The sequence below is a fragment of the Labrenzia sp. ATLA3 genome (assembly GCF_057180185.1).
On the sequence record NZ_JBXUKV010000014.1, the window covers coordinates 74880 to 95422 of the forward strand.

The window sequence follows — 20543 nt, forward strand, 5'->3', positions numbered from 1 at the left end:
GAGGAAACCTGACTTGGCGCTGCCACACAACAATCGCTTCCTGACCGAAGACAAAGTCAATCATCTGGTTTTGGCGCTCATTCTGGCAGCAGCGGCTTTGCTTCGTTTTCAGAACCTGGACAGAACGAGCCTCTGGTACGATGAAGCCGTTAGCTGGAGCCAGTCCAAGGGAACATTTTCAGAGCTGCTGACCACCGTGGCAGCCGACAACTATCCGCCACTGCATAACGTTATTCTTTGGCTGACAATGCCGGTCGCCGGAGACAGCGAAACGGCGCTAAGACTTCCCTCAGTCTTTTTGGGAATTCTGGCCGTCTGGCTGATCTATCTGACAGGCAAGGCCCTGGCAGGAAAAGCCGCCGGCCTGCTGGCAGCAGCTCTACTGACCGTCTCACCGTTTCACATCTGGTATTCGACAGAAGCGCGCATGTACGCATTGCTGGCAGCTTGCGGTCTCGCCTTCCTGTTTTTTGTTCTGAAGACCCTGGAGAAGCCATCTGCGTGGCGGCTCATCGCGCTTGCCGTGTCAGGCGCCCTGTTCCTTTACAGTCATATCTACGCCCTCTTGGGCTTCGGATCTGTCGGAATGGTCTGCGCCGCCCTCGCTCTGCGCAGCTTGTTCCGTTCTGGGCGTCTCGTCCTGTCCACCCCACTTCTGATTTGCATCGCAATGGCTGCAAGCACTTGGGCTTTCCTGCCTTGGCTTATCATTCTGGCGGTCCGGGCAACGTCGGTGGCCGAGCAAGGCTTCTGGATTGACTATCCGGATGCGGCATTTCTCTCCAACATAGCCTTCAACTTGGCCGGGTCGCTGCCCTTGTTCTGGATGCTGGCGGGGCTGGCCCTTGCCAGTCTTCTGGCCTGTTTGCCCTTGCCTGGCAGGTATTTCGGCAAGCCGCAAAGCGCAAACGCAATCCTCATCTGCTTTGCCTATGCCGCCGGTCCACCATGCCTGGCCTATCTCTATTCGATTTTTGTGCACCCGATCCTTTTCGACCGATATCTGATAGCTGCCTGGCCGGGAGTTATCCTGTTGGCATCGGCAACAGCCCAGCGCCTGGCCCCACGCATCGCACCGGTTGCAGTACTCGCTGCCGCCCTATGGCTGAGCTATCCCGAACTGAAATTCACGCTATTGGAAAAAATTCGCCCGGAATGGCGTCAGATTGCTCAAGATTATGGGGCGCTGAAAGGCGAGCAAGACCATCTGCTGCTGTACAAGGGCTTTGCCGCTCCTGCCCTGTCTTATTACCTGCGCGGTCCGGACGCCTTCACCGCAGTCGAGACAGTCGATGAACTGGGACAAGGCAACGAGAATGCAAGATGGTTGTTAATCGTCCATACCGGCGGTGAGGAAATGCGCGCAGCGGAAGAAGCCTTTGGTCCGAGGAAAAACTCTCCAGCTGCGAAACGCTTTGGGTGGGGTGCCAGCGGCCTAACGCTTCTGGAACGCAGGCAGGCTGAATAATCTCACTCGAATGGACCCCATTCCGAATACAGCCAGAAACCGAACGCTATGACGCCAAGCACGAATGCGCCAATTGCAAACTCCAAGAGGAGCCCCAACAGCGTAGCGCCAAATAGCAACGCCACCAGCAGGCCAACAACAACAAACCAGATGTCCGCAGTCAAAACGCTGATCGTAAAATCCACTGCATCCACCAGACGCAACAAGAACGGGTCCTTGTCCCCTGACCTTTCGTTATCCGACATCGGCGCTTTCCTGGTTTCTCTTTGTATCGCCAGCACATATGGGAGTGATGGCAGCGATAAAAAGTTCAAATGCCAACCCATTCAGATTTTTTCATCGACATTTTATCGATAAAATGTCAGCATAAAATTACTTGATATCAAAATGCCAATTAACGGCGCGGAATCGCGTGTTCCGTAAGCCGGAAGCATCAGAGGGAAGATCATGACAGCCAAGTGGGATTTCTGGATCGACCGTGGCGGCACGTTTACCGACATTGTTGGCCGGTCGCCTGACGGCACGTTGCATCCACACAAGGTGCTCTCCGAAAATCCGGAAGCTTACCGCGACGCCGCCATCCAGGGCATTCGGGAATTGCTTGGCGTCAAAAAGGGGGATGCCATTCCCTCGGACAAGATCGCGACCGTCAAGATGGGCACGACCGTTGCCACCAATGCCCTTCTGGAGCGCAAGGGCGAGCGGACAGCACTGTTCATTACCAAGGGTTTTCGGGATGCCCTGGAGATCGGCTATCAGGCGCGCCCGGACATTTTTGCCAAGGAAATCATAAAGCCTGAGCTCCTCTACGAGAGTGTCCACGAGATTGTCGAGCGCGTCCGTGCTGACGGGGAACTGGAATGCGCGCTGGATGAGGGACAGGCCCGCACGGAAATGCAGGCGGCATGGGATGATGGCATTCGTTCTATCGCAATCGTGCTGATGCATGCATACGCCTATCCGGCGCACGAACAGCTACTGAAAAAAATCGCGGAAGACATCGGCTTCCCGCAGATCTCCGTGTCCCACGAAGTATCACCGCTGATGAAGCTGGTGGGACGGGGCGATACCACCGTGGTGGACGCCTATTTGTCCCCGATCTTGCGCCGCTATGTGAACCAGGTTCAGGAAGAACTGGGCGAAGGCCCTCGGCTGATGTTCATGCAATCTTCCGGTGGTCTCACCGCTGCAGATCTCTTCCAGGGAAAAGACGCGATCCTGTCCGGCCCGGCCGGAGGGGTCGTCGGCGCCGTCGAAACCTCACGCATGGCAGGTTACGAAAAGATCATCGGTTTTGACATGGGCGGCACGTCTACCGACGTCTGCCACTACGATGGCGACTACGAACGCGCTTTCGAGACGGAGGTTGCCGGCGTCCGCATGCGCGCGCCCATGATGATGATCCATACGGTTGCAGCCGGCGGCGGATCGATCCTTCATTATGCGGACGGCCGCTTTCAGGTTGGTCCGGATTCCGCGGGCGCCAATCCGGGGCCGGCTTGCTATCGCCGCGGTGGCCCGCTTACCGTTACCGATGCCAACTTGATGACGGGCAAACTTGCACCGGAATTCTTCCCGAAAATCTTTGGCCCGGATCAGGATCAGCCGCTCGACGGCGACATTGTCCGAAAACGCTTCACAGATTTGGCCATGCGTATCGGTGATGGCCGCTCACCGGAGGACGTCGCCGACGGCTTTCTGAAAATTGCAGTCGAGAACATGGCCAACGCCATCAAGAAGATCTCGGTGCAGCGCGGATACGACGTAACCGAATACGCCTTGACGTGTTTTGGAGGCGCTGGCGGCCAGACCGGCTGCCGCGTTGCCGACAGTCTCGGCATGAAGACCGTCATCCTGCATCCGTTCTCAGGCATCCTGTCCGCATACGGCATGGGATTGGCCGATATACGGGCAGACCGGCAACAGGCCGTCGTCAAGACGCTGACAGATGAGCTCATCCCGGAGCTTCAGGCTCTGCGTGATCAGCTTGCCAGCCAGACGGAAGCCGAACTCGACAGACAATCAATCTCAGCCAAGGCACGCCAAACAACCGCGACCGTACATCTCCGCTACGACGGCACGGACACCCCGCTGCCAGTACCGCTCGGGTCCGTGTCTGGAATGCGAGCGGCATTCGAGGATGCGCATAAGAAACAGTTCGGCTTTGCCTATGAGAAGAAGCCGGTTGTTGTGGAAGCTCTTGAAGTCGAAACAGCCGGTGGCGGCGCCGGCCTCACCGAGCCGGACCTGGCATTGGCTTCCGAGTCCTCCACCCCGAATACTTCCACCAGCATTTACTCTGAAGGGAGCTGGCACAAGGCAGGCATCTTCAAACGTGAAACTCTGCAACCGGGTATGAAAGTGACCGGCCCCGCTGTAATCATCGAACCGCATGCAACAATTGCGGTCGAAGACGGCTGGCAGGCAGAAGTCAATTCAAAGGATCACGTGATTCTGAAACGCATCGTGCCTTTGAAACGCGCAGAAGCCATCGGCACACACGCTGACCCTGTCATGCTTGAAGTGTTCAACAACCTGTTCATGTCGATTGCGGAACAGATGGGCGTCACCCTGCAGAACACAGCCTACTCGGTCAACATCAAGGAACGTCTGGATTTCTCCTGCGCAGTGTTCGATGCGGATGGCGCACTCGTTGCCAATGCTCCACACATGCCGGTGCATCTGGGTTCGATGGACCGCTCGGTTGAAACGGTCATCAAGCTCAACAAGGGCAAGATCAAACCGGGTGATGTTTTTGCGCTCAATGCTCCCTACAACGGTGGCACACACCTGCCGGACATAACTGTGGTGTCGCCCGTCTTTGATGACGACGGCAAGGAGATCCTCTTCTGGTCGGCTTCTCGTGGCCACCACGCCGATGTCGGAGGCTCCGCGCCCGGCTCCATGACACCGCGCGCAACCAACGTAGACGAGGAAGGCGTTCTCTTCGACAATTTCAAGATTGTCGATGAAGGCCGGTTCCGCGAACAGGAACTGGTCGAACTGCTGACGAACCATCCCTACCCTGCCCGCAACCCGCAGCAGAACGTTGCCGACTTGTCCGCACAGATTGCCGCAAATGAAAAAGGCATTCAGGAGCTGCGGAAGATGGTCGCTCATTTCGGCCTGGACGTGGTTCAGGCCTACATGGGACACGTTCAGGATAATGCGGAAGAAAGCGTTCGCCGTGTAATCGAGGCTCTGAAGGACTCCGAGTACGCGTATCCGACCGACCAGGGTTCGGTGATCAAGGTCAAGATCACCGTCGACAAATCGAAGCGCGAGGCAACGGTCGACTTTACCGGCACTTCCGCCGTCAAGCCGAACAACTTCAATGCGCCGGAACCTGTCACCCGCGCCGCAATCCTTTACTGCTTCCGGGTCATGGTAGACGGCGACATTCCGATGAATGCCGGATGCCTCAAGCCGATCAACATCGTCATTCCGGACGACTGCATGTTGCGGCCGTCCTATCCGGCTGCGGTGGTGGCAGGCAACGTGGAAACGTCGCAACATGTCACCAACGCAGTTTTTGCCGCTCTTGGCGCGATGGCGAATGCTCAGGGCACCATGAACAACCTCACATTCGGCAATGACACGTATCAGTACTATGAGACCATTTGTTCCGGCTCTCCGGCCGGTCCCGGCTTCAACGGAACGGACGGCGTCCACACCCATATGACCAACTCGCGGCTCACTGATCCGGAAGTGCTGGAGTTCCGTTTCCCGGTTCTCCTGGAAGACTTTCATATCCGCAAGGGAACCGGCGGCAAGGGAAAATGGTCCGCGGGAGACGGCACCAAACGCACCCTGCGCTTTCTTGAAAAGATGGATTGCGCAATCCTTGCGTCCCACCGAACTGTTCCGCCAAAGGGTCTGGCCGGAGGGAGCGACGGTGAACTCGGCCGAACGGAAGTTCGAAGGCTGGATGGTGCAATACAACAGCTCGAAGGTTGTGATCAGACTGTGCTTGAAGCTGGAGAGGCCGTCACTGTTGTCACACCAACAGCAGGTGGCTGGGGCAACGCCTGAACCCTAACCTCACAATCATTTCCATGAATAAGAACGGCCGCCTTTCGAGGCGGCCGTTTTTTGGATTATTCCCCCAGGAATTCGACACTGCAAATTCTACCTATACGGGAAATACTTTATCCTTCAGGTAGAAAATTTACCGTTTTTTCAACCTGGCCCCGCCTAAACTTATCCAGCATCAACTGAGGTACTGCCCGCAGTGCCAAGAAAATCGGGTTCCTGAGACATGCTGGCATCAAATCCCATTGCAACCTCGGTGGCTGCGAAAATTCTCGCACTGGTCGCCTTGCTCAGTCTTGGTTTGCTTGTCGTGGCTGCCGTTGCGATTATTCAGATGGGAATGATCGGTAAGGAACTTCAGAACATCGCCGAGAAGGATATTCCGCTCTCGCAAGCGATCAGTCAGGTTGCCAGCCATCAACTGCAACAGGCAGCGATCGTTGAACGCATCATGCGCGTCTCCGGCCTGACTTCTCAAGACGAAGAGACATCGACAGAAGCCCTGAAATCAACCTTGGCCGCCTTGAACGAACAGGTTTCCGGTGAAATCCTGAAAGCCGAAGCTCTCGCCAACCTGGCGCTCGAAAAATCATCCAGCGCGATTGAACGAGACGAGTTTTCAAAAGCCCTTGAACAGTTGAAACGTATCGATACCGAGTATCAAACCTACTCGGCTGAAATAGCAGCGATTTTACAGAAGATCGAACAGAACAATCTGACGGACGCGAGCAAATTGCTCGTTGAGCTGGAAAAAGAACAAAACCGTCTGGACCATGAACTGGTCTCGCTGCTGACCGAGATAGAACGCTTTACGCAAGTCGCCGCAAGTGCAGCAGAAAATCACGAACAACAGGCTTTTCGGCAAATATCGATCACCGCGTCACTGACATTGATCTTTTGCATAATCGGCTCGGTACTTTTCGCAAAATTTCTGATTTCCCGACCGTTGCACCAGGTCACGACAGGTCTTCTCGAGCTATCGAGAGGCAACACGGATGTGGAAGTCAACGTTCACACAAGAGACGAAATCGGCCGGGTAGCAAGGGCGTTCGAAACGTTTCGGGAAAATACTATTGAAATGAAGCGTCTGCAGGATCAAGCGCGCGAAGAAGAAATTCAGGCAGAAGCAGACCGCCGGGAAACCAGGCTACGATTAGCCGACGAGCTTGAAAAACTGCTGATGACCAGCTGCGATACAGCCGTTTCCGCTTTGAGTGAACTTGCAACCGGCGCTGACGAATTGGCCCGAAACAGTCATGAGACCATTGAGAGATCCAACACCGTCGCTGCGGCGGCCGAACAGGCGACGGCTTCGGTTCAGTCTGTGGCGTCTGCATCTGAGGAGTTGGCAAGTTCCATCCATGAAATCAGCAGACAGATAACGCTTGCCAATACTTCCACCTCTCGCACATCCGAGCAGGCGGAAGTGTCTGGCGACACCGTCGGAAAGCTGTCTGCGTCGGCTGAAGAGATCACGGACGTCCTCAAGTTGATCAGCGACATTGCCGCCCAAACGAACTTGCTGGCCCTGAATGCAACGATTGAAGCCGCGAGAGCTGGTGAAGCAGGCAAGGGCTTTGCCGTTGTCGCATCTGAAGTAAAGGCACTTGCAACTCAAACAGGACAGGCGACCGATCAGATCGGGTCTCAGCTGAGCGGTGTCCAGACGGGTGCGGCCACCTGCTCCGATGCGATTACCACCGTGGTAAAAGCCATGATGGAAATTCGGGAACAGATTTCCGGAATTGCGTCGGCGATTGAAGAACAGAACGCAGTCACTTCGGAAATTGCCAAAAACGCACATCAGGTCGCGCAAGGCAGCGCCGACATTACCGTCAACATTTCCCAGGTGAACCTTGCCGCCCAGATTTCAGGCGAAAGGGTTGGGGAGGTTGTGAGCAGCGTCCAGAACATTTCGTCCCAGATCACGACAATACGAGATGGGCTGAGCGACTTTCTGGGACATCTGCGCGCAGCTTGACTGGTGTCGTCGCTCCTGTTGCAGGTCTGGCATTTGAAGCAGCAAAGCACTGAGCTGCCATGTCAGCAAAGCTGACATGGCAGCCTGATATGCATATAGGGGGAAGCAGCACTCGACTGAAGCAATTCAGTGCCCGCCCCCCACCTGGTCACAGGTCACACACGCCCCGTCAGACCTTAATCTCCACCTGCGATCGCTTTATAGAAGGCTGAGGTCAAGCAGACCTTCAAATCCAACCGTTTTGTAAGGTTCTGCAGAACGGTCGAGCTGAAAGACAAGCTGTTCGGGAACACGCCTCTTCAGAGCCTTTGCGGCACTCGATGGCATCTTCAGAGCTCCTCGCGTCACCATATTTGAAAGGCTGCTACGTGACAGACCGAGCCCAATCGCAAGCACCTTATCAAGACGCACCTCTACATGGTCCGGGTTAAGAAGCGTGAGCACCGCTTTGTCAGCGCGCGCACACACACCGGACACCAACCGGCGCTCCAGACCGAACACGGTATCGGCGCAGCTTCCGGATACCCCGGCAAGTTTGCAGGCAAAAGCGTCTGCCAACTCTTGATCATTCCTCTGCAATGCCTCCAGCAGATCTGGCTGCAGGCCACCAACAGGTCGGCGCTCAAAAAGGGTCCTGTTCCATCTGCTGCTGCAATCTATGCAGCGATAGATCAGCCAGGCATCAAGTTGGCCACCATTTGCGTTCAGTCGAAATTTGCCGGTCGAACCGAAAGATTTCACAACTCCACACCTTTGGCACGGACGTTTTATATTTGGAGTTCCAAAACGGACAACAATCCATTCTACGTTTAAAACAAACGACATTCTGCGGGTCTTCCTCGCACGGGAAGTCCTTCACAGGCAGTCGGGGCGACCGAAAAGCGTCAGCTCACGGCGTTCAGTTTGGCTGGAAAAATAGAAATGTGTGCAATGAACCGGAACAGGATCAGATGCGCATGGCCAAGCCACACCGGCCCCGATCCGCCGCCAGGACGAACAAGTTCATGACGCGTCCAACTGAACGCATGGCGGGATCGATGACCGGTCAGAGTGTTGGCAAAACAAACGTCCAGATTGAAAAAGAGAACTTTCGATAGCCCTGTCAGAAACAACAAGCAACGGCGACCTGGCTTCTTGTTAGACTTGCCGGTCGAATTGCTGTCAGGTGTTGCGCGCTTGCAAAGCCAACGCCACTAATGCAGGCCTAAGTTCAGAAGGATCTTCAAGCCTATCCGCAAACCAGAGACGCCTAACCTTGTCTCCAGCCACGAGATCGATCCCCTCGGGATCCAGGCAGGCAAGCCGCCAGTTGGCGGCCTCGGCCTTCAGAAGGTTCTGCGCATAAAGTTTCACAGCATCCCGATGATCCGAGTTCATGTGCGCAACCGCCCCCGCCTCCATTGACGCCCAGTCGGCAAGGGCACCGACAGGCGTTTCTAGATCCTGCTTTTCGAGCTCGAAGGCCTTGCCGAACCCTCCGTTCAGGCTTGCTCGTGAGAGCTCAAGTCTGAAAAAGGAAAAATCTCCAAAATCAACGTATAGTTCGGCTTTCGGGTGCCGAGACAGATATCGATTTCGCAGTCGCTCGTGGTCGGTGCTTTCTCTTGAAATCTTGACGGCCGTACAAAAGAGAGAAACTCTCGGATGAGCAAGCGGATCGCCTTTTCCTGGTTCACCTAACAGCAGCGAACAAGAAGGATCGGCAAGAACTGCTGTGGTATGCCCTGACAATGAACTTGTCAGGATGACAGGCGTACCGTCCACGTCAGTCGCAACCGCAACGCGGCTTGCCAGTGGATGCCGCGTTCCGGCTTCGAGCACCGCCAACGAACCAAATCTAGCAGTTCTTATTAGTTCCTTCGCCAACCTCCTGGCCTGATCATCGGTCGGACGAATAACTGATTTCGCTTCTTTTTCCAGGCTCACAGCCCCTCCAAATTCTGAAGCCTTTCGGCCAGACCAATTACCATTTCATGTTTTCTCCGCGCCTCACTGAATCTGAACGTCAGATGAACAGACATCTCAGAACCGGTTCAGCCCTCCCATGCGAATGTCTCACCATCAGATACGGCGCCACTTGGAAACAGCGCCTGCCTTTGGAGAAAACCGATGAAGACCATGAGCAAACGTCTCGTTGCCGCCGCCCTGACAGGTGCCCTTCTTTTGCCAACCTTTGCATCCGCAGAAGCCGGGTCGCGCCACGGCTGGCGCGACCACCGCGGCGGGCACCATCAAAGCCACAGACACCATAACCGAAATCATAATAGACACAAAAACAATGACAATCTGGGCGCCGCCGTCGCTGCTGGCGTCATCGGCCTGGCCGCAGGTGCCATTCTGCTGGGTGCGACCCGCCAACCGAGCTACGCTGGCCCGCCGCCAGTGAATCACTACCCGCCGGCTCCCTACCCGGGTCAAGTCCATACGGGCATCGGTTACCAGCCTTGGAGCCCCGCCTGGTATCAATATTGTTCTTCGAAGTTCCGGTCGTTCAACCCATCAACCGGCACCTACACCACCTACCAGGGCGAACAACGCTTCTGCCAATAAGCCGACCCCCTTGGTGGTGTTTAAGAACTTACGGCGACAAACGACAGACCGGCCAAACCGGTCACCCGTTTGTTGCCTTTTTTTGAGGAACTGGCCTTGGTAAAGGCGCTAGCACCGTTTGGTGGACATCAGCCGTGAAGGCTAATCAGCCATGGTTTCGATTGAAGCAAAGCCTTCCGGTGCTGCACCGGAGTCGAACGGCGAAGCAACCTCAATTACCTTGTCGGGATAAAATCCGTTGAACCGGGTGCGTAGCGACAAGCTGTAGGCTCCTATGTGGCCAATCTCGATCCAGTCTCCTGTGTCGACCGTTTCCGGTAGCCAGAAGGGCCGGGAAAGAATATCGACACTGTCGCAAGTTGCTCCGCAAACCTTGAAGGGTACAATCTTGTCGGGCTGTCCCGCACGCGTCTTGCGAGCCGGGTCGGGAATAAATCGGGCCGGCAGAGTGATCTTCCCGGTCCAACTGTCGGAAAGAGAAGCCCAAATTCCGTCATTGATGTAAAGACGACGGCCTTTTTTCAGCAACACACGCACGATAAGCGAGATTGACCGGGCAACGATCACGCGGCCAGGCTCGGCAACAAGGGGAAGGTCGTCGAACTGCCAATCGGCGATATCTGTCTTCAACTGCCCCATCAATTCCTCTAGCGTGGGCATCTCCGGTACCTTGCGGCGGGGGTCATGGCCATAAACGGCAGGAAATCCACCTCCAACATCCAGTTCAACGATGGGGACCCCGGCACGTGACCTGATCCAGTCTGCAGAAGCCAGCGCCCGTTCGTAGGTTTCAGGCTCTTCGATCTGGCTGCCAACGTGAAAACATAAACCGCATTTGAAGCCGATGCGGTTGATCCGTTGCAGCAACTCAACCGCATGGCCGGGAGCTGCACCAAACTTTTTCGACAATTCGTAGGCTGCGTGCCCCTTTGTGGCGATACGAACAAAAAGCGTGATCGTTCCAGGATCAATATCAAGGGCCCGAACAATGCGCAGGATCTTCGCGACCTCGTCTTCGTGGTCGAGTGAAAGCGTTCGAATACCGTAGGTTTCAAGTGCCAATCGAATGTCTGACTGCGCTTTGATGGGATGCATGTAAAGCATCTCTGCTTTTGGCGCAGCCTTCTTCACTGAAGCAAATTCGGCCGGTGATGCCACATCGAAACAGCTGATTCCGGCCTTTGCGAGTGCTTCCAGGACGAACGGTTCTCCATTTGTCTTGACCGCATAAGCGGTCTTGCCGGGAAAAAGTGACTGGAATTGCTGTGCGTCATGCTTCAGCACGTCCGGGCGGAAACAATAAACGGGTTGATCGGGACGAAGATCCAGGGCGGCGTCAATTGCTGTTTTATATCGTTCCATCAGTCGTTCCGGCGTTAGAACTCATTGGGTAGAAAGGACCAATCTTGCGGCTGGTTTGCAAGTCGGGATTGGACTATTGGCAGATAACGTAAGTACAGCTTTTGCCATGACACCCGATATCGAGATGAAAGTGGGACTTGTGATTGGGGTCTGCGTCTGGGCCGAGCACGGTCGTAAAGCGTTTGCAGGCAGCCTTGTGTATGGACGACAAAAAGCTGCCCTTCTCGGTCTTGCTGGCCCAATCCGTTTCAACTGAGATCTTGGTCCCGTCACTCAACCGAAAAGCCGTAATATCAATGGCCTTGCCCAATGCATGTTCCGAGAGCTTCCCGTCTGGCTGATTATTTCGACGCCGGCATTGGTACCCAGGGCCTGTGTAAAATTCTGTCACGGGTTTTCCAAACTCCGCTTGTGCAATCGGCACAACGTCTTGAATTACCCACTCGGAGAATGTCTTAACAAACCCGCAAGACAAGGTGGCCTTCGTCGGGAAGGCTACCTCGACACTTGCGCTACGTACACCCGTCAGATTTATTGGCACTGCTATTCCGCAGCCCTCATCGCCCGAGTGTCCTTGCAACGGAGCAAGTCGATCAAACACCGCACCTTGGATATCACAGGATGCAAGTTCAGGCGTTTCTGTTGGAGATGATTTTCCGCCGCCTTCAACTGGAGCCGGCGAAGATGCGTTTGTATTATCAGCAGGCTTTGCCGCTGGCACATCAATACCTTCAACAAAACCCTTCAAACCGAGATCCTGAAGCGGCTTTTCTTTTGGCATTGGAGTGGCAGAATAAGCGTCAAGAGGCTGGAGAAAGACCGCTACCAAGACTGCGGAAACAAACACGACGCTTATCTGCATTTCCTGCCCCGCATTCTTCGATAATCGAAAACCATCATAATTGAACAACGCCTGTCCTGCGTCTATGGTTGCATTTGGGAAAAATTGAAGGTTTCCAATGACATTAGAACTCTTCTCCGCGTATGTGGTTGCCACCCTGATCGTCCTAGCGATCCCGGGGCCTACGATCATGCTGGTTGTCAGCTACGCCCTGACTCAGGGGCGTAAGTCTGCGGTTGCCAGTGTTCTCGGTGTGGGCTTGGGCGACGCAACGGCAGCAACTGCATCACTAATGGGTCTTGGCGCTATTCTGGCGGCCTCAGCAACCGCTTTCAGTTTGCTCAAGTGGGTGGGCGCGATCTACCTCGTCTGGCTTGGTCTGAAGATGTGGAGAAGCCGACCCGCAGCACTCGGGCCGCATCAGGTTGCCGATGTTCCTGCCCAAAAGATATTCTGGCATGCGTATGTGGTCACAGCGCTGAACCCCAAGGGTATCGTTTTTTTCATGGCGTTCTTGCCACACTTTATCGCGCCGCATGCCGCGGTCGTTCCACAACTCGCACTTCTGGGAACAACGTTTGTTGTTTTGGGTATTTTGAACGCAGCTGTTTATGCCTACGCGGCATCGGCTCTCGGCCAAAAACTGAGAAACCCATCCTTGCTGAAGCTGGTAAACAGAATTGGCGGTGCATTCTTGATTTCTGCCGCAGCCATGACAGCGACCTTGCAAAGATCCGCGAATTAACAAAAGCAATCTCAGCGACTGGACGCGAAGGGAATGCTCTTCTTAGACTTTGAGTCGTCGACTTCGATTTCTTGCTCTTCGGTTTTCAAACCGAAATTAGCCCCGGATTGTTTCAAAATTTCAAGCGACCTGCGCGCCCCCTCTTCACTGAGCGCTGCATAACGCTGGATTGCGGTATTCAGTTCCAGTCCGCCAATGCGCAACCGGCGGGCACGCATCGTCAAAATATCCTTGTAGGCTTCGGAACTAACACCGTTTCCCTTGCAAAGGATAATCAAGGGTTTGTCGCTTGAGCTGAACAAGAGCTGGGACACCGCAGCAGGAGGCAAGTTGCTGACCTTCGCAAGCAACATGCCAAGCTCCGCTGTTCGATCTGACCGGGCAAACAAGGTCACCGCTTCATCAATTTTGGTTTTCTTGCTGACAACGTCGCGGATCAACGCATTGGACTGTTCGCGGGCATCTTCAAGCTTGTGAGCACGTGCCGCCACTTCGGTGGCAGCGCGCTCAGCCAGAAGCTGAACAAGTGTACTGTCGGCCCCGAGCGCACCAACTCTCTCTTTCAATTCTTCTGTTAAGAAAGGCAACAGGGCATGCGCGGCCTCTTCCGGTAAATCCGTGCGGTTGATCAATGCAGCCTGGATTGCTTCACTCGACCGGGCTTTCTCTACCAGTTTCAGGAACGACGCATCGGCAAATTCTGCACCTTGGTTTTCAGCCACCTTGCTCAAAACCGACGTATCTCCGCGGTCGACCAGTACACTGGTAACTGCCTTGTCGACTGTTTCACGCACGGCAATTGCACCCAGATGCTCCATGGAGGCAGAGGATGCGATCGCCACGAGATCGTCGGACGTAAGTGCGGGCGAGTTTTCCAGAACCGGTCCAGCAACGGGAAATCCATCCTGAGCCAGCTTCACCATCAGGTCATGAGGTGCGTCTTTTTCCTTGCAAACACGTTTGGACAGGATGATCCGGGTTTCTTCTTCGAGCTGCCCCAGCACCTTCAGAACGATGTCACCAAAAAGCAGGCTGATCTGCTCATCGCGATCATCGCCAGAACCCACGAAAAGGTCGGTCAGCGTACTGACAAGGCTTTTGCGCCCCGCAGCAGTTGAGTCCCTTGCCAGTTCAGCGAGTTTTGCAAGATTGATCATTGACACTCCGACGCGCCAACCGCGTAGGCGCAAACTGTATCAGCCTGCTCTTAACATTAAGCTACCGTTGACATCGGCGGACTGGATGAACAGCCCGCAGCTGTAATGCGGCCCTGCAGTCTACGAGATCCGCCACACCATTATTCACAATCCTCGATCGTGACGGCTGTGCAAAACCAGTTCTGGCTTTCGCGAATGGCTGTGAGCGTTTCCAATCAAGGCCTTACTTAATGCTTTATCAACAACCACAACTCTGGAATGCACAGCACCGCTGCGCTGCAGCATCTTTTTTGCTTCGCTTCGGCATTATGCTGACTTAGTATCTCCCAGTCTCAAAGAGGTAATCGGGAGCGGACATATGCCCCTTGTACGGAACCTGAACATGATTGCCTTCCTGGCAGCCTTTGCGTTTTTGGCTGCAATTGTAGTTGGTGTCATCTGAACCAAACGGCAAGAAACCAAAGAAAACGAGCAATGCCGGACGGACGGCAGGACAATTCAACAAGAAATATTAGTTTCCCGTCATAGTCGGCTGCACCAGAAGGTGCAGCCGTCGAAGGCGTTCGGTAACTTCAGCTATCTCTAAGCTTGCCTGGCTTGGAGGGAAGGAAAGTGCAATTTCTCTCCCTGAGAGGAGCGAACTCTTGCCGCCAGCCAACCACAACTAGAAATTTTAGCCCGATGGAAGGCAGTTACATTCCGCAATTTCATCTGCCGGTACCTTCCGGCTCAAACAAAGGCTTTACTCAAGCAGCTAGCTCTCATGGCTGCGCCAGCGCGGTATCACGTTTATTAGAGTCAATCACCCATCTGATCGGCAGCACCAATCCTCAAACCGAAAGGTGCCTTTTAGTGACTTATAGGTCCTCACCGAATTCCTGACAGAAGTTTGTAAAGTCCAGCAATCGCCAACGCGCCCACAATCGTATTGATCACTTTGCCTTTGATACTGGACGTTCCCTTTCGCAAATCACGCAGAAAGTGCATGTCTTTCTGAGCTTCCAACGGATGTTCGATGTCGACACCAAGTGCTCGAAGCACCTCTTGAGCAGCCTCCCGGCCGCCTTCTTTGCCGCCTTCGCGGGCGATTTCCCGCATCTGATCTTCGTTCACTGCTCGCCCCCTGCATAACCCTGCTTGATTTCGTCGTACCAGCGGCCGCACCGCATCACGCGTGCATTGGCACGGCCAAGCGCCTGGTCTAGGCAACGGTGGAGCGCGGGGGAGCCTCGAGCACTCTAGCAATCTCATCTGCCGTCAGCCGCAATTAGCGCAGCAGGACGATCAGGTTCCGCCACCCGGCGATATATGAATTTGTGCAGGTTCTGGGCGCGCTGGAGCGGGCGACCAGCCCGGAAAGGCCGTGCTCGCGAAACCGCTTCAGCCACTTTTAGACCGTGCGCTCGAAATTTCCGAAGGCAGCTGCAATCGCTGGTGCCTTCTCACCGTTCTGATAACGCTCAACGATTTGCTCTCGACTGTACAACACGTCCGGGCATTCTGCTGCGGGTTGTTCATTTCATCGATCCTAAAGCTGATTGTGTTTGGTCACCAACCACTCTCAGATATTCAATGTGAATGAACAACCTTTTTGGTTTCCGTAGCCAGATACCGCCGGCCCGACCTTCAAATTCTCGCCGAGTATTTCATCAACCATTTTCTGCTTTTCAGGATCCTCGCTTCGCGTTCGGTTGTAGATAAGCGCACCTTCGAGGATCTTTCTGGCGTCCCAGTAGCCATCGCGCTTACTCCCAAATTCCCTGAGCTCGTCCTGCAGCTTTTCGTTTGCTACACCTCCGGAGCCGTATTTTTTCATAAGTTGCTTCTGGATCTGATCCAGTTCTTCAATGACCTGTTTCTCGGACACCTTGTTTCCATTGTCTCGCCTCCTCAGCGAAATCGACACGTCGAAATACATCTGTGCAGGCCAAAAGGCCTGCACACTGAAATCGAAATTGATAAAGGGGTGGAATTTGGCGATGCGCTTCGCTCGGAAGCCAACCGCGAAGGCAGAGGCACGGCAGTAAGCTGGTTCCGCCTTGCTCATCAGAACAGCCGGAAGTCAGACCGGGCACATGCCGTGAACTTCAAAGCCGTTTCACCGTCCGGGAACCGGCCACACGGCCCCCGGACGAGTGTTCTGCAATTTGGTTTATCAGGTCAATAACCGCAGGAGATCAGTCGTTCGAAGAAACACTCTCGAATGCAAGTCCCGCAGGCCGCATGAAAACCAGAGCCTGCATCTCCAGGCACTGAAGCTGCTCGGCAGAGCCGGGTTCGGCGCCGGAATAAACAACCATGGTGTTTTCCTGTGTGCCGTCGTCAGTTCCTGCAAACTCAAAAACCGATGTGCAAGGCGTTTCTAGAATCTTGTCCCGATAGGAAAACTCGAAATCGTCGAACACTGACATTGGCGGGCCGAACTCAACGAGAGTGCCCCGACCATCCTTGAGCCTCATCAAATCAAAAATGGATAACCCGAGCGATTGAAAGAATTCTCCTTGTGGCGCAAGAATTTCAGTCAATTCCGTACTCTTCTCGCCACTGCCACCTTCCGAACCCGGTTTCTTGTCCAGATCGAGATTGAGCACGGTAATCGTATTGGAAAGCTGGTAATCCAACGCATCCACCGGAGTGCTGTAATACTCGTTCCGTCCATAGGGCAGATGCGAGATGCTATGGCCTGGAATATCCGCAAACTGCTCCGCATTCTGTTCGATTTCCTCGGGCGAAAAGCCCAGATAGACCACACGGACATCCTCCGCGACCTGCACCTTGAACATTGCGGGATCGAGGCTTGAATTGACATAGCCCTCTATTTCAGACCGAAGAACTTCAGGTTGCTGTTCCCACGGGATGACTGCACCGTCCGCGGCCAGGCAAACCGACGGCAGAGCAATAACCCCCGATACTTTCAGAATTGCCCCAAAGCCTTTGATAAAACGAAAGGTGTTCATTTTCATTCCGGATCCCTTTATATATCATCGCTCTCGAACAAAGGCATCGAGACGCTGAACAATCAGAATATGTTCATTATTTGTTCCTGATCAACCTTTAATTGAAATTGGCACGAAAACCTCTTCCGAAACCGCCGGACACGATCATCTGGGGTACCCGCAAAGGGTTGTTTTCCAGAAGATTCGATTGTTGCCGGTGGGCCGGATTACCGATCTTGACAGATTTGCCATATGCGGTCTCAAGTGATGCTTGTGTTGCCGCCAAGCGCGCCTGAGGATCAGGCAACCCAAGGTTTTTAGCTGCGATATAGACATTGCGAGTGAATTCGTTGACGAGATTTTTCATTAAGTTTATCGCCACATATCTACTGGTATTTCTTTCCGTTAACGAATTAAAAGCACAGGAAAATTTCTGTACAGAAGAGGGAATACCTTACGATTTCACAATGATCGACGACCTACTCTTGATAAATCGCGCTTATCACAGCGCAAGATGCCAAAAATTAGAGGGAAAAACCTTTGTGTGCCGCGAGAAGTGGCCTGGCTCTGACGATGTCAGTGTTTATCAGGTACACGCAGAAGTACTGGAAACCGGCGACCTGGCCTTCTGGTCCACCGACGTTGATCCATCCAGCGAACCGTGGATCATTCCCAGGTGTGAGGAACTCACCGGGTAACAGGGTTTCGCTCACCACTGGCTTTCTTCGCGTGTTGCACCATGCGGGTTGAGCACAAGATCTGCCAGACCAACAATCGAAAACCGGCACCAAACGCGATTTGCGCTCATCCTCGCCGCGGCAACTTGAAAAGACTGCTTGTTACAGCCCAAACAACCGCAGATCCCGCCCCGCCGCGACAATCATTTGCCGTGCTAGCAAGGGATTGCTCTCCAGAAGTTGATCTTGTTCTCGAAGGTCAGATTTCTCAAGAAAAAACGGGTTTTGGTTCGATCGCCTTAGTGTTTCTTCTGAACTTGCCATTCCGACATTCGGACTTTTCGAACCAGAGGGAGTTCTGCGAGACATCGGTTGCATTGGCTTGCGGGACGGAACGGGAACCATGAAGGGAGCAGGCACCATTTGCTCTCTGGGAACAGGCCTCTTCTGAAATGGCTTTTGTTCGATCTCGCGATTTAAATCAAAAACTTTCCCTTCAGGACCGTTGAGATCATGTTCCCCAGAACTTTCCCCCTTTCGAAGGTCTTCGATCGAATCCCCCCTTTCTAGGGCTGGCCACGCTCTCTCATAAAATTCCCTGGTTTTTTGTTCTGCAATGTCTCCATCATAATTGTTTTTCTGTAATTCTTCATTAAAGATGTCAGCGATCTCTCCCTGAACAATTACTTTCTCAAAATATCCGAATACACTTTCTTTCAATCTTTCGGGAAGAATAGAACGATTATAAAATTCTGTCCTCAGCTTGTTTATTCGTTCCTTAAACTCACCAATCTGTTTGCTATCGACAGGCAGATCGTAAAGCCGGTCTAGGTATTGCGAACGCAGGTATTCCAGCGAACCTTCGTCGACCAGATTACCGGGATTGCCTTCGCGAATGAAAGGTTTGAGCCCATTCTTTTCATTCGGAAAGTCACCTTTTCGAAGAGTGTTTCCACGCCGGTACAAATCGAAAACCGTTTCAACCTCTTTGTCATTCAGATTTTTCATTCAGTTTTACTGCCTATTTTCTAACATCACATATAATCGACTTTGGCCAACCCGAATTCGCCAGGTATTCGTCTCTTTCGAAATCTGCGCCGACAATTTCAAGAATTTTGGGAAAGTTGTTTAGATCAACGCCAAGTTGCTCCGCATAGCTGAGAAGCCGAACAACATTCAGGTAACCAGTGTCAAGATTCTTACCGAGTTCCAGGTAATTCAGAAATCTTTCCTGATTTTCAGAGATATACAACTGAGTTGAATAGGTATTCCCCTCGATCATTGAATATTCAATATATCCGCCGATGTAGATACGATTGAGCAAACTTACAATTGTGTCTTCATTCGACTTTCTTAAGATTTCCGGGTTGTCTTTGGAATTGTTAATCGAGAAATTTTCTTCCAACTGGTACACGGCGTCGCAACTTGGCCGGTCATCGCGTCCCTCTACAGTCAATAACGCCAGATAAAATCTGGCCTGCATCGGGCATACGTCGAGATTTTCTTCCGCATACTGGCTTGCTTGTTGGAATTTTCCGTCCGCCATCAATCCAGTTATGGTTTTGACCATATCCATATTGTTTACACAGGCGTAGGAAACAGTGGTTCCAAGGCTTGTCGTGGCCAAAATTGTTGCACCAGCAATAATAAGTCTTCTTAGTCTTGCAAAACGACGCATTGTCGGCTCCCGTCTCAATCAGTCCAAATTTTTACCTGGCAAACCCCTGCCTAGGGTCCAAATTGTTCATGATTTGTTCGCAAGTCAACCAAAAAGTGTACAAGAGAACCTTGCCTGACAAACAAAGCAGACCTTCCTGCGAACTACGGCTTCATGAAAACCAAGCCTTAAACCAGTTTGTGGCCATCACTATCAGACCTCGCTACAGCCTGAACAACCGTGGATCCCGCCCCGCTGCGACGATCATCTGCCGAGCCCGCAAGGGGCTGTTTTCCAGAAGGTCCGACTGCTGCCTGAGATCCGGATTGCCGGTCTCGAAGGGGTTGCCCCCCTCCCCACCCGCGCCGAAACCGTTCAGACCGTCTTCCGCAAAGGCGCTGTCGTGGATGAAGGCGAGCAGCTTTACCGCCACAGGGTCCGTCACCTGCTGCAAACCGTCGCTGCCAGCCGTGGTCAGGGCGCCTTTTTCCGCAAACCATCCTGTCAGGTCCACCCCGGCCGTCTTCAGGGTGCTCAGCGCCCGGTCGGCCTTGGCAATGGCGTTCTGGTAGCCGTCGCTGTCCGGTTCGCCATATTCCCTGACCAGGGACAGGTGCGCGGCCTCGGCGGCCTCGCCCTGTTTCTTTGCGGCGTCAACAGCCGCTTCCTCATGGGCGGAAAACTGCTCTGCCATCTTGCCCACCCACTGGTCGTGCAGCTTCTGCGCCGCCTCGGGGTGAAGCCCCGCCTCCTTGAACCAGTCTCCGGCTTCCTGCGCAAAGGCCTGGTCGTAGGGAAAGTTTTCCGGCAGCGTCTCGGGCATCTTGAAGCGATAGCCGTCCTTCGGCGTCCAGCGGCTGGAAACATCGGCATAAAAGGCCGCCTGCTCCTCGCTACCGGCATCTTCGCCTGGAACCTGAAGCGCCCCGGACAGTCTGTCTTCCAGCGAGCGATAGCCTTCCAGAATGCCGGCGGTATCGCGCCAGCCATAGCTGGCGGCCATGTCCCGGTCGGCCTCGCTCAGGCTGTCGATGAAACCTCCGCCCTCCGAAGGGCGATGTGCCATACCATCGTGTCCAGAACCGTCGTGCCCGCCGGCCTCCGGTCCTGCTGCCGGCTCAATCGCGTCGTACATCG

The 20543-nt window shown here is 53.9% G+C and carries 19 protein-coding genes; 5 read left to right on the forward strand and 14 right to left on the reverse strand.

Going from position 1 to position 20543, the window contains the following annotated elements; all coding sequences use genetic code 11:
• The first annotated feature begins 13 nt into the window (after positions 1–13).
• Positions 14–1468 carry a glycosyltransferase family 39 protein gene (locus tag AC2A6O_RS28400; RefSeq protein ID WP_498932074.1) on the forward strand — a complete coding sequence of 485 codons (1455 nt, stop codon included), beginning with the start codon at positions 14–16 and terminating at the stop codon, positions 1466–1468.
• A gap of 2 nt (positions 1469–1470) precedes the next feature.
• Here AC2A6O_RS28400 and AC2A6O_RS28405 read toward each other — a convergent pair whose 3' ends face one another.
• Positions 1471–1713: a hypothetical protein gene (locus tag AC2A6O_RS28405; RefSeq protein ID WP_148586010.1), complete on the reverse strand. Its 243-nt coding sequence runs from the start codon at positions 1711–1713 to the stop codon at positions 1471–1473.
• A gap of 202 nt (positions 1714–1915) precedes the next feature.
• Here AC2A6O_RS28405 and AC2A6O_RS28410 point away from each other — a divergent pair, with 202 nt between their 5' ends.
• A complete protein-coding gene (locus tag AC2A6O_RS28410) occupies positions 1916–5500 on the forward strand; it encodes a hydantoinase B/oxoprolinase family protein (RefSeq protein WP_498932075.1) in 3585 nt (1194 codons plus the stop codon).
• 226 nt (positions 5501–5726) lie between these two features.
• Positions 5727–7481: a methyl-accepting chemotaxis protein gene (locus tag AC2A6O_RS28415; protein WP_498932076.1), complete on the forward strand. Its 1755-nt coding sequence runs from the start codon at positions 5727–5729 to the stop codon at positions 7479–7481.
• Between the two features lie 198 nt (positions 7482–7679).
• On the opposite strand, the gene AC2A6O_RS28420 is transcribed toward AC2A6O_RS28415, so the two are convergent.
• Both AC2A6O_RS28420 and AC2A6O_RS28425 read right to left on the reverse strand, forming a co-directional pair.
• Positions 7680–8306, reverse strand: a complete 627-nt coding sequence (locus tag AC2A6O_RS28420) for a DUF1062 domain-containing protein (RefSeq protein WP_498932077.1) — start codon at positions 8304–8306, stop codon at positions 7680–7682.
• Positions 8307–8642: 336 nt separating this feature from the next.
• Positions 8643–9407 carry a HugZ family pyridoxamine 5'-phosphate oxidase gene (locus tag AC2A6O_RS28425; protein WP_498932078.1) on the reverse strand — a complete coding sequence of 255 codons (765 nt, stop codon included), beginning with the start codon at positions 9405–9407 and terminating at the stop codon, positions 8643–8645.
• Positions 9408–9590: 183 nt separating this feature from the next.
• On the opposite strand from AC2A6O_RS28425, the gene AC2A6O_RS28430 reads away from it, so the two are divergent.
• On the forward strand, positions 9591–10031 hold the full coding sequence (locus AC2A6O_RS28430; RefSeq protein ID WP_498932079.1) for a BA14K family protein: 441 nt from the start codon (positions 9591–9593) through the stop codon (positions 10029–10031).
• Positions 10032–10172: 141 nt separating this feature from the next.
• Here AC2A6O_RS28430 and AC2A6O_RS28435 read toward each other — a convergent pair whose 3' ends face one another.
• Entirely contained in the window at positions 10173–11393 is a 1221-nt protein-coding gene (locus AC2A6O_RS28435) for an alanine racemase (RefSeq protein ID WP_148586004.1), read from the reverse strand.
• A 73-nt stretch (positions 11394–11466) separates the two neighbouring features.
• Positions 11467–12303 (reverse strand): extensin-like domain-containing protein, encoded by an 837-nt coding sequence (locus AC2A6O_RS28440; RefSeq protein ID WP_498932080.1) that lies wholly within the window; start codon positions 12301–12303, stop codon positions 11467–11469.
• A gap of 49 nt (positions 12304–12352) precedes the next feature.
• Between AC2A6O_RS28440 and AC2A6O_RS28445 the strand changes: the two genes are divergently transcribed.
• On the forward strand, positions 12353–12979 hold the full coding sequence (locus AC2A6O_RS28445; RefSeq protein WP_498932081.1) for a LysE family translocator: 627 nt from the start codon (positions 12353–12355) through the stop codon (positions 12977–12979).
• Positions 12980–12990: 11 nt separating this feature from the next.
• On the opposite strand, the gene AC2A6O_RS28450 is transcribed toward AC2A6O_RS28445, so the two are convergent.
• From AC2A6O_RS28450 to AC2A6O_RS28490, 9 genes are all read right to left on the reverse strand, one after another.
• A complete protein-coding gene (locus AC2A6O_RS28450) occupies positions 12991–14136 on the reverse strand; it encodes a DUF2336 domain-containing protein (protein ID WP_498932082.1) in 1146 nt (381 codons plus the stop codon).
• An 867-nt stretch (positions 14137–15003) separates the two neighbouring features.
• Positions 15004–15249, reverse strand: coding sequence for a hypothetical protein (locus tag AC2A6O_RS28455; RefSeq protein WP_498932083.1), 246 nt, complete (start codon positions 15247–15249; stop codon positions 15004–15006).
• A gap of 154 nt (positions 15250–15403) precedes the next feature.
• The gene (locus tag AC2A6O_RS28460; RefSeq protein ID WP_498932097.1) at positions 15404–15520 is read right to left on the reverse strand and encodes a hypothetical protein; all 117 of its coding nucleotides are present in this window, start codon (positions 15518–15520) and stop codon (positions 15404–15406) included.
• 177 nt (positions 15521–15697) lie between these two features.
• The gene (locus AC2A6O_RS28465; RefSeq protein WP_498932084.1) at positions 15698–16183 is read right to left on the reverse strand and encodes a hypothetical protein; all 486 of its coding nucleotides are present in this window, start codon (positions 16181–16183) and stop codon (positions 15698–15700) included.
• A gap of 130 nt (positions 16184–16313) precedes the next feature.
• A complete protein-coding gene (locus AC2A6O_RS28470; RefSeq protein WP_498932085.1) occupies positions 16314–17099 on the reverse strand; it encodes a hypothetical protein in 786 nt (261 codons plus the stop codon).
• 91 nt (positions 17100–17190) lie between these two features.
• Complete coding sequence (locus AC2A6O_RS28475; protein WP_498932086.1) at positions 17191–17439, reverse strand: hypothetical protein; 249 nt, start codon at positions 17437–17439, stop codon at positions 17191–17193.
• A gap of 472 nt (positions 17440–17911) precedes the next feature.
• Positions 17912–18757, reverse strand: coding sequence for a hypothetical protein (locus AC2A6O_RS28480; RefSeq protein ID WP_498932087.1), 846 nt, complete (start codon positions 18755–18757; stop codon positions 17912–17914).
• Between the two features lie 13 nt (positions 18758–18770).
• The gene (locus tag AC2A6O_RS28485; protein WP_498932088.1) at positions 18771–19427 is read right to left on the reverse strand and encodes a hypothetical protein; all 657 of its coding nucleotides are present in this window, start codon (positions 19425–19427) and stop codon (positions 18771–18773) included.
• Positions 19428–19629: 202 nt separating this feature from the next.
• A complete protein-coding gene (locus AC2A6O_RS28490; protein WP_498932089.1) occupies positions 19630–20541 on the reverse strand; it encodes a hypothetical protein in 912 nt (303 codons plus the stop codon).
• Between the last annotated feature and the right edge of the window lie 2 nt (positions 20542–20543).

Excerpts from the sequence above, each read along its gene's own strand:
- AC2A6O_RS28405 (WP_148586010.1), bottom strand. The coding sequence starts at position 1,713 with ATGTCGGATAACGAAAGGTCAGGGGACAAGGACCCGTTCTTGTTGCGT.
- AC2A6O_RS28410 (WP_498932075.1), top strand. The coding sequence starts at position 1,916 with ATGACAGCCAAGTGGGATTTCTGGATCGACCGTGGCGGCACGTTTACC.
- AC2A6O_RS28415 (WP_498932076.1), top strand. The coding sequence starts at position 5,727 with ATGCTGGCATCAAATCCCATTGCAACCTCGGTGGCTGCGAAAATTCTC.
- AC2A6O_RS28420 (WP_498932077.1), bottom strand. The coding sequence starts at position 8,306 with ATGTCGTTTGTTTTAAACGTAGAATGGATTGTTGTCCGTTTTGGAACT.
- AC2A6O_RS28430 (WP_498932079.1), top strand. The coding sequence starts at position 9,591 with ATGAAGACCATGAGCAAACGTCTCGTTGCCGCCGCCCTGACAGGTGCC.
- AC2A6O_RS28435 (WP_148586004.1), bottom strand. The coding sequence starts at position 11,393 with ATGGAACGATATAAAACAGCAATTGACGCCGCCCTGGATCTTCGTCCC.
- AC2A6O_RS28445 (WP_498932081.1), top strand. The coding sequence starts at position 12,353 with ATGACATTAGAACTCTTCTCCGCGTATGTGGTTGCCACCCTGATCGTC.
- AC2A6O_RS28450 (WP_498932082.1), bottom strand. The coding sequence starts at position 14,136 with ATGATCAATCTTGCAAAACTCGCTGAACTGGCAAGGGACTCAACTGCT.
- AC2A6O_RS28465 (WP_498932084.1), bottom strand. The coding sequence starts at position 16,183 with ATGAGCAAGGCGGAACCAGCTTACTGCCGTGCCTCTGCCTTCGCGGTT.
- AC2A6O_RS28470 (WP_498932085.1), bottom strand. The coding sequence starts at position 17,099 with ATGAAAATGAACACCTTTCGTTTTATCAAAGGCTTTGGGGCAATTCTG.
- AC2A6O_RS28475 (WP_498932086.1), bottom strand. The coding sequence starts at position 17,439 with ATGAAAAATCTCGTCAACGAATTCACTCGCAATGTCTATATCGCAGCT.
- AC2A6O_RS28480 (WP_498932087.1), bottom strand. The coding sequence starts at position 18,757 with ATGAAAAATCTGAATGACAAAGAGGTTGAAACGGTTTTCGATTTGTAC.
- AC2A6O_RS28485 (WP_498932088.1), bottom strand. The coding sequence starts at position 19,427 with ATGCGTCGTTTTGCAAGACTAAGAAGACTTATTATTGCTGGTGCAACA.
- AC2A6O_RS28490 (WP_498932089.1), bottom strand. The coding sequence starts at position 20,541 with ATGTACGACGCGATTGAGCCGGCAGCAGGACCGGAGGCCGGCGGGCAC.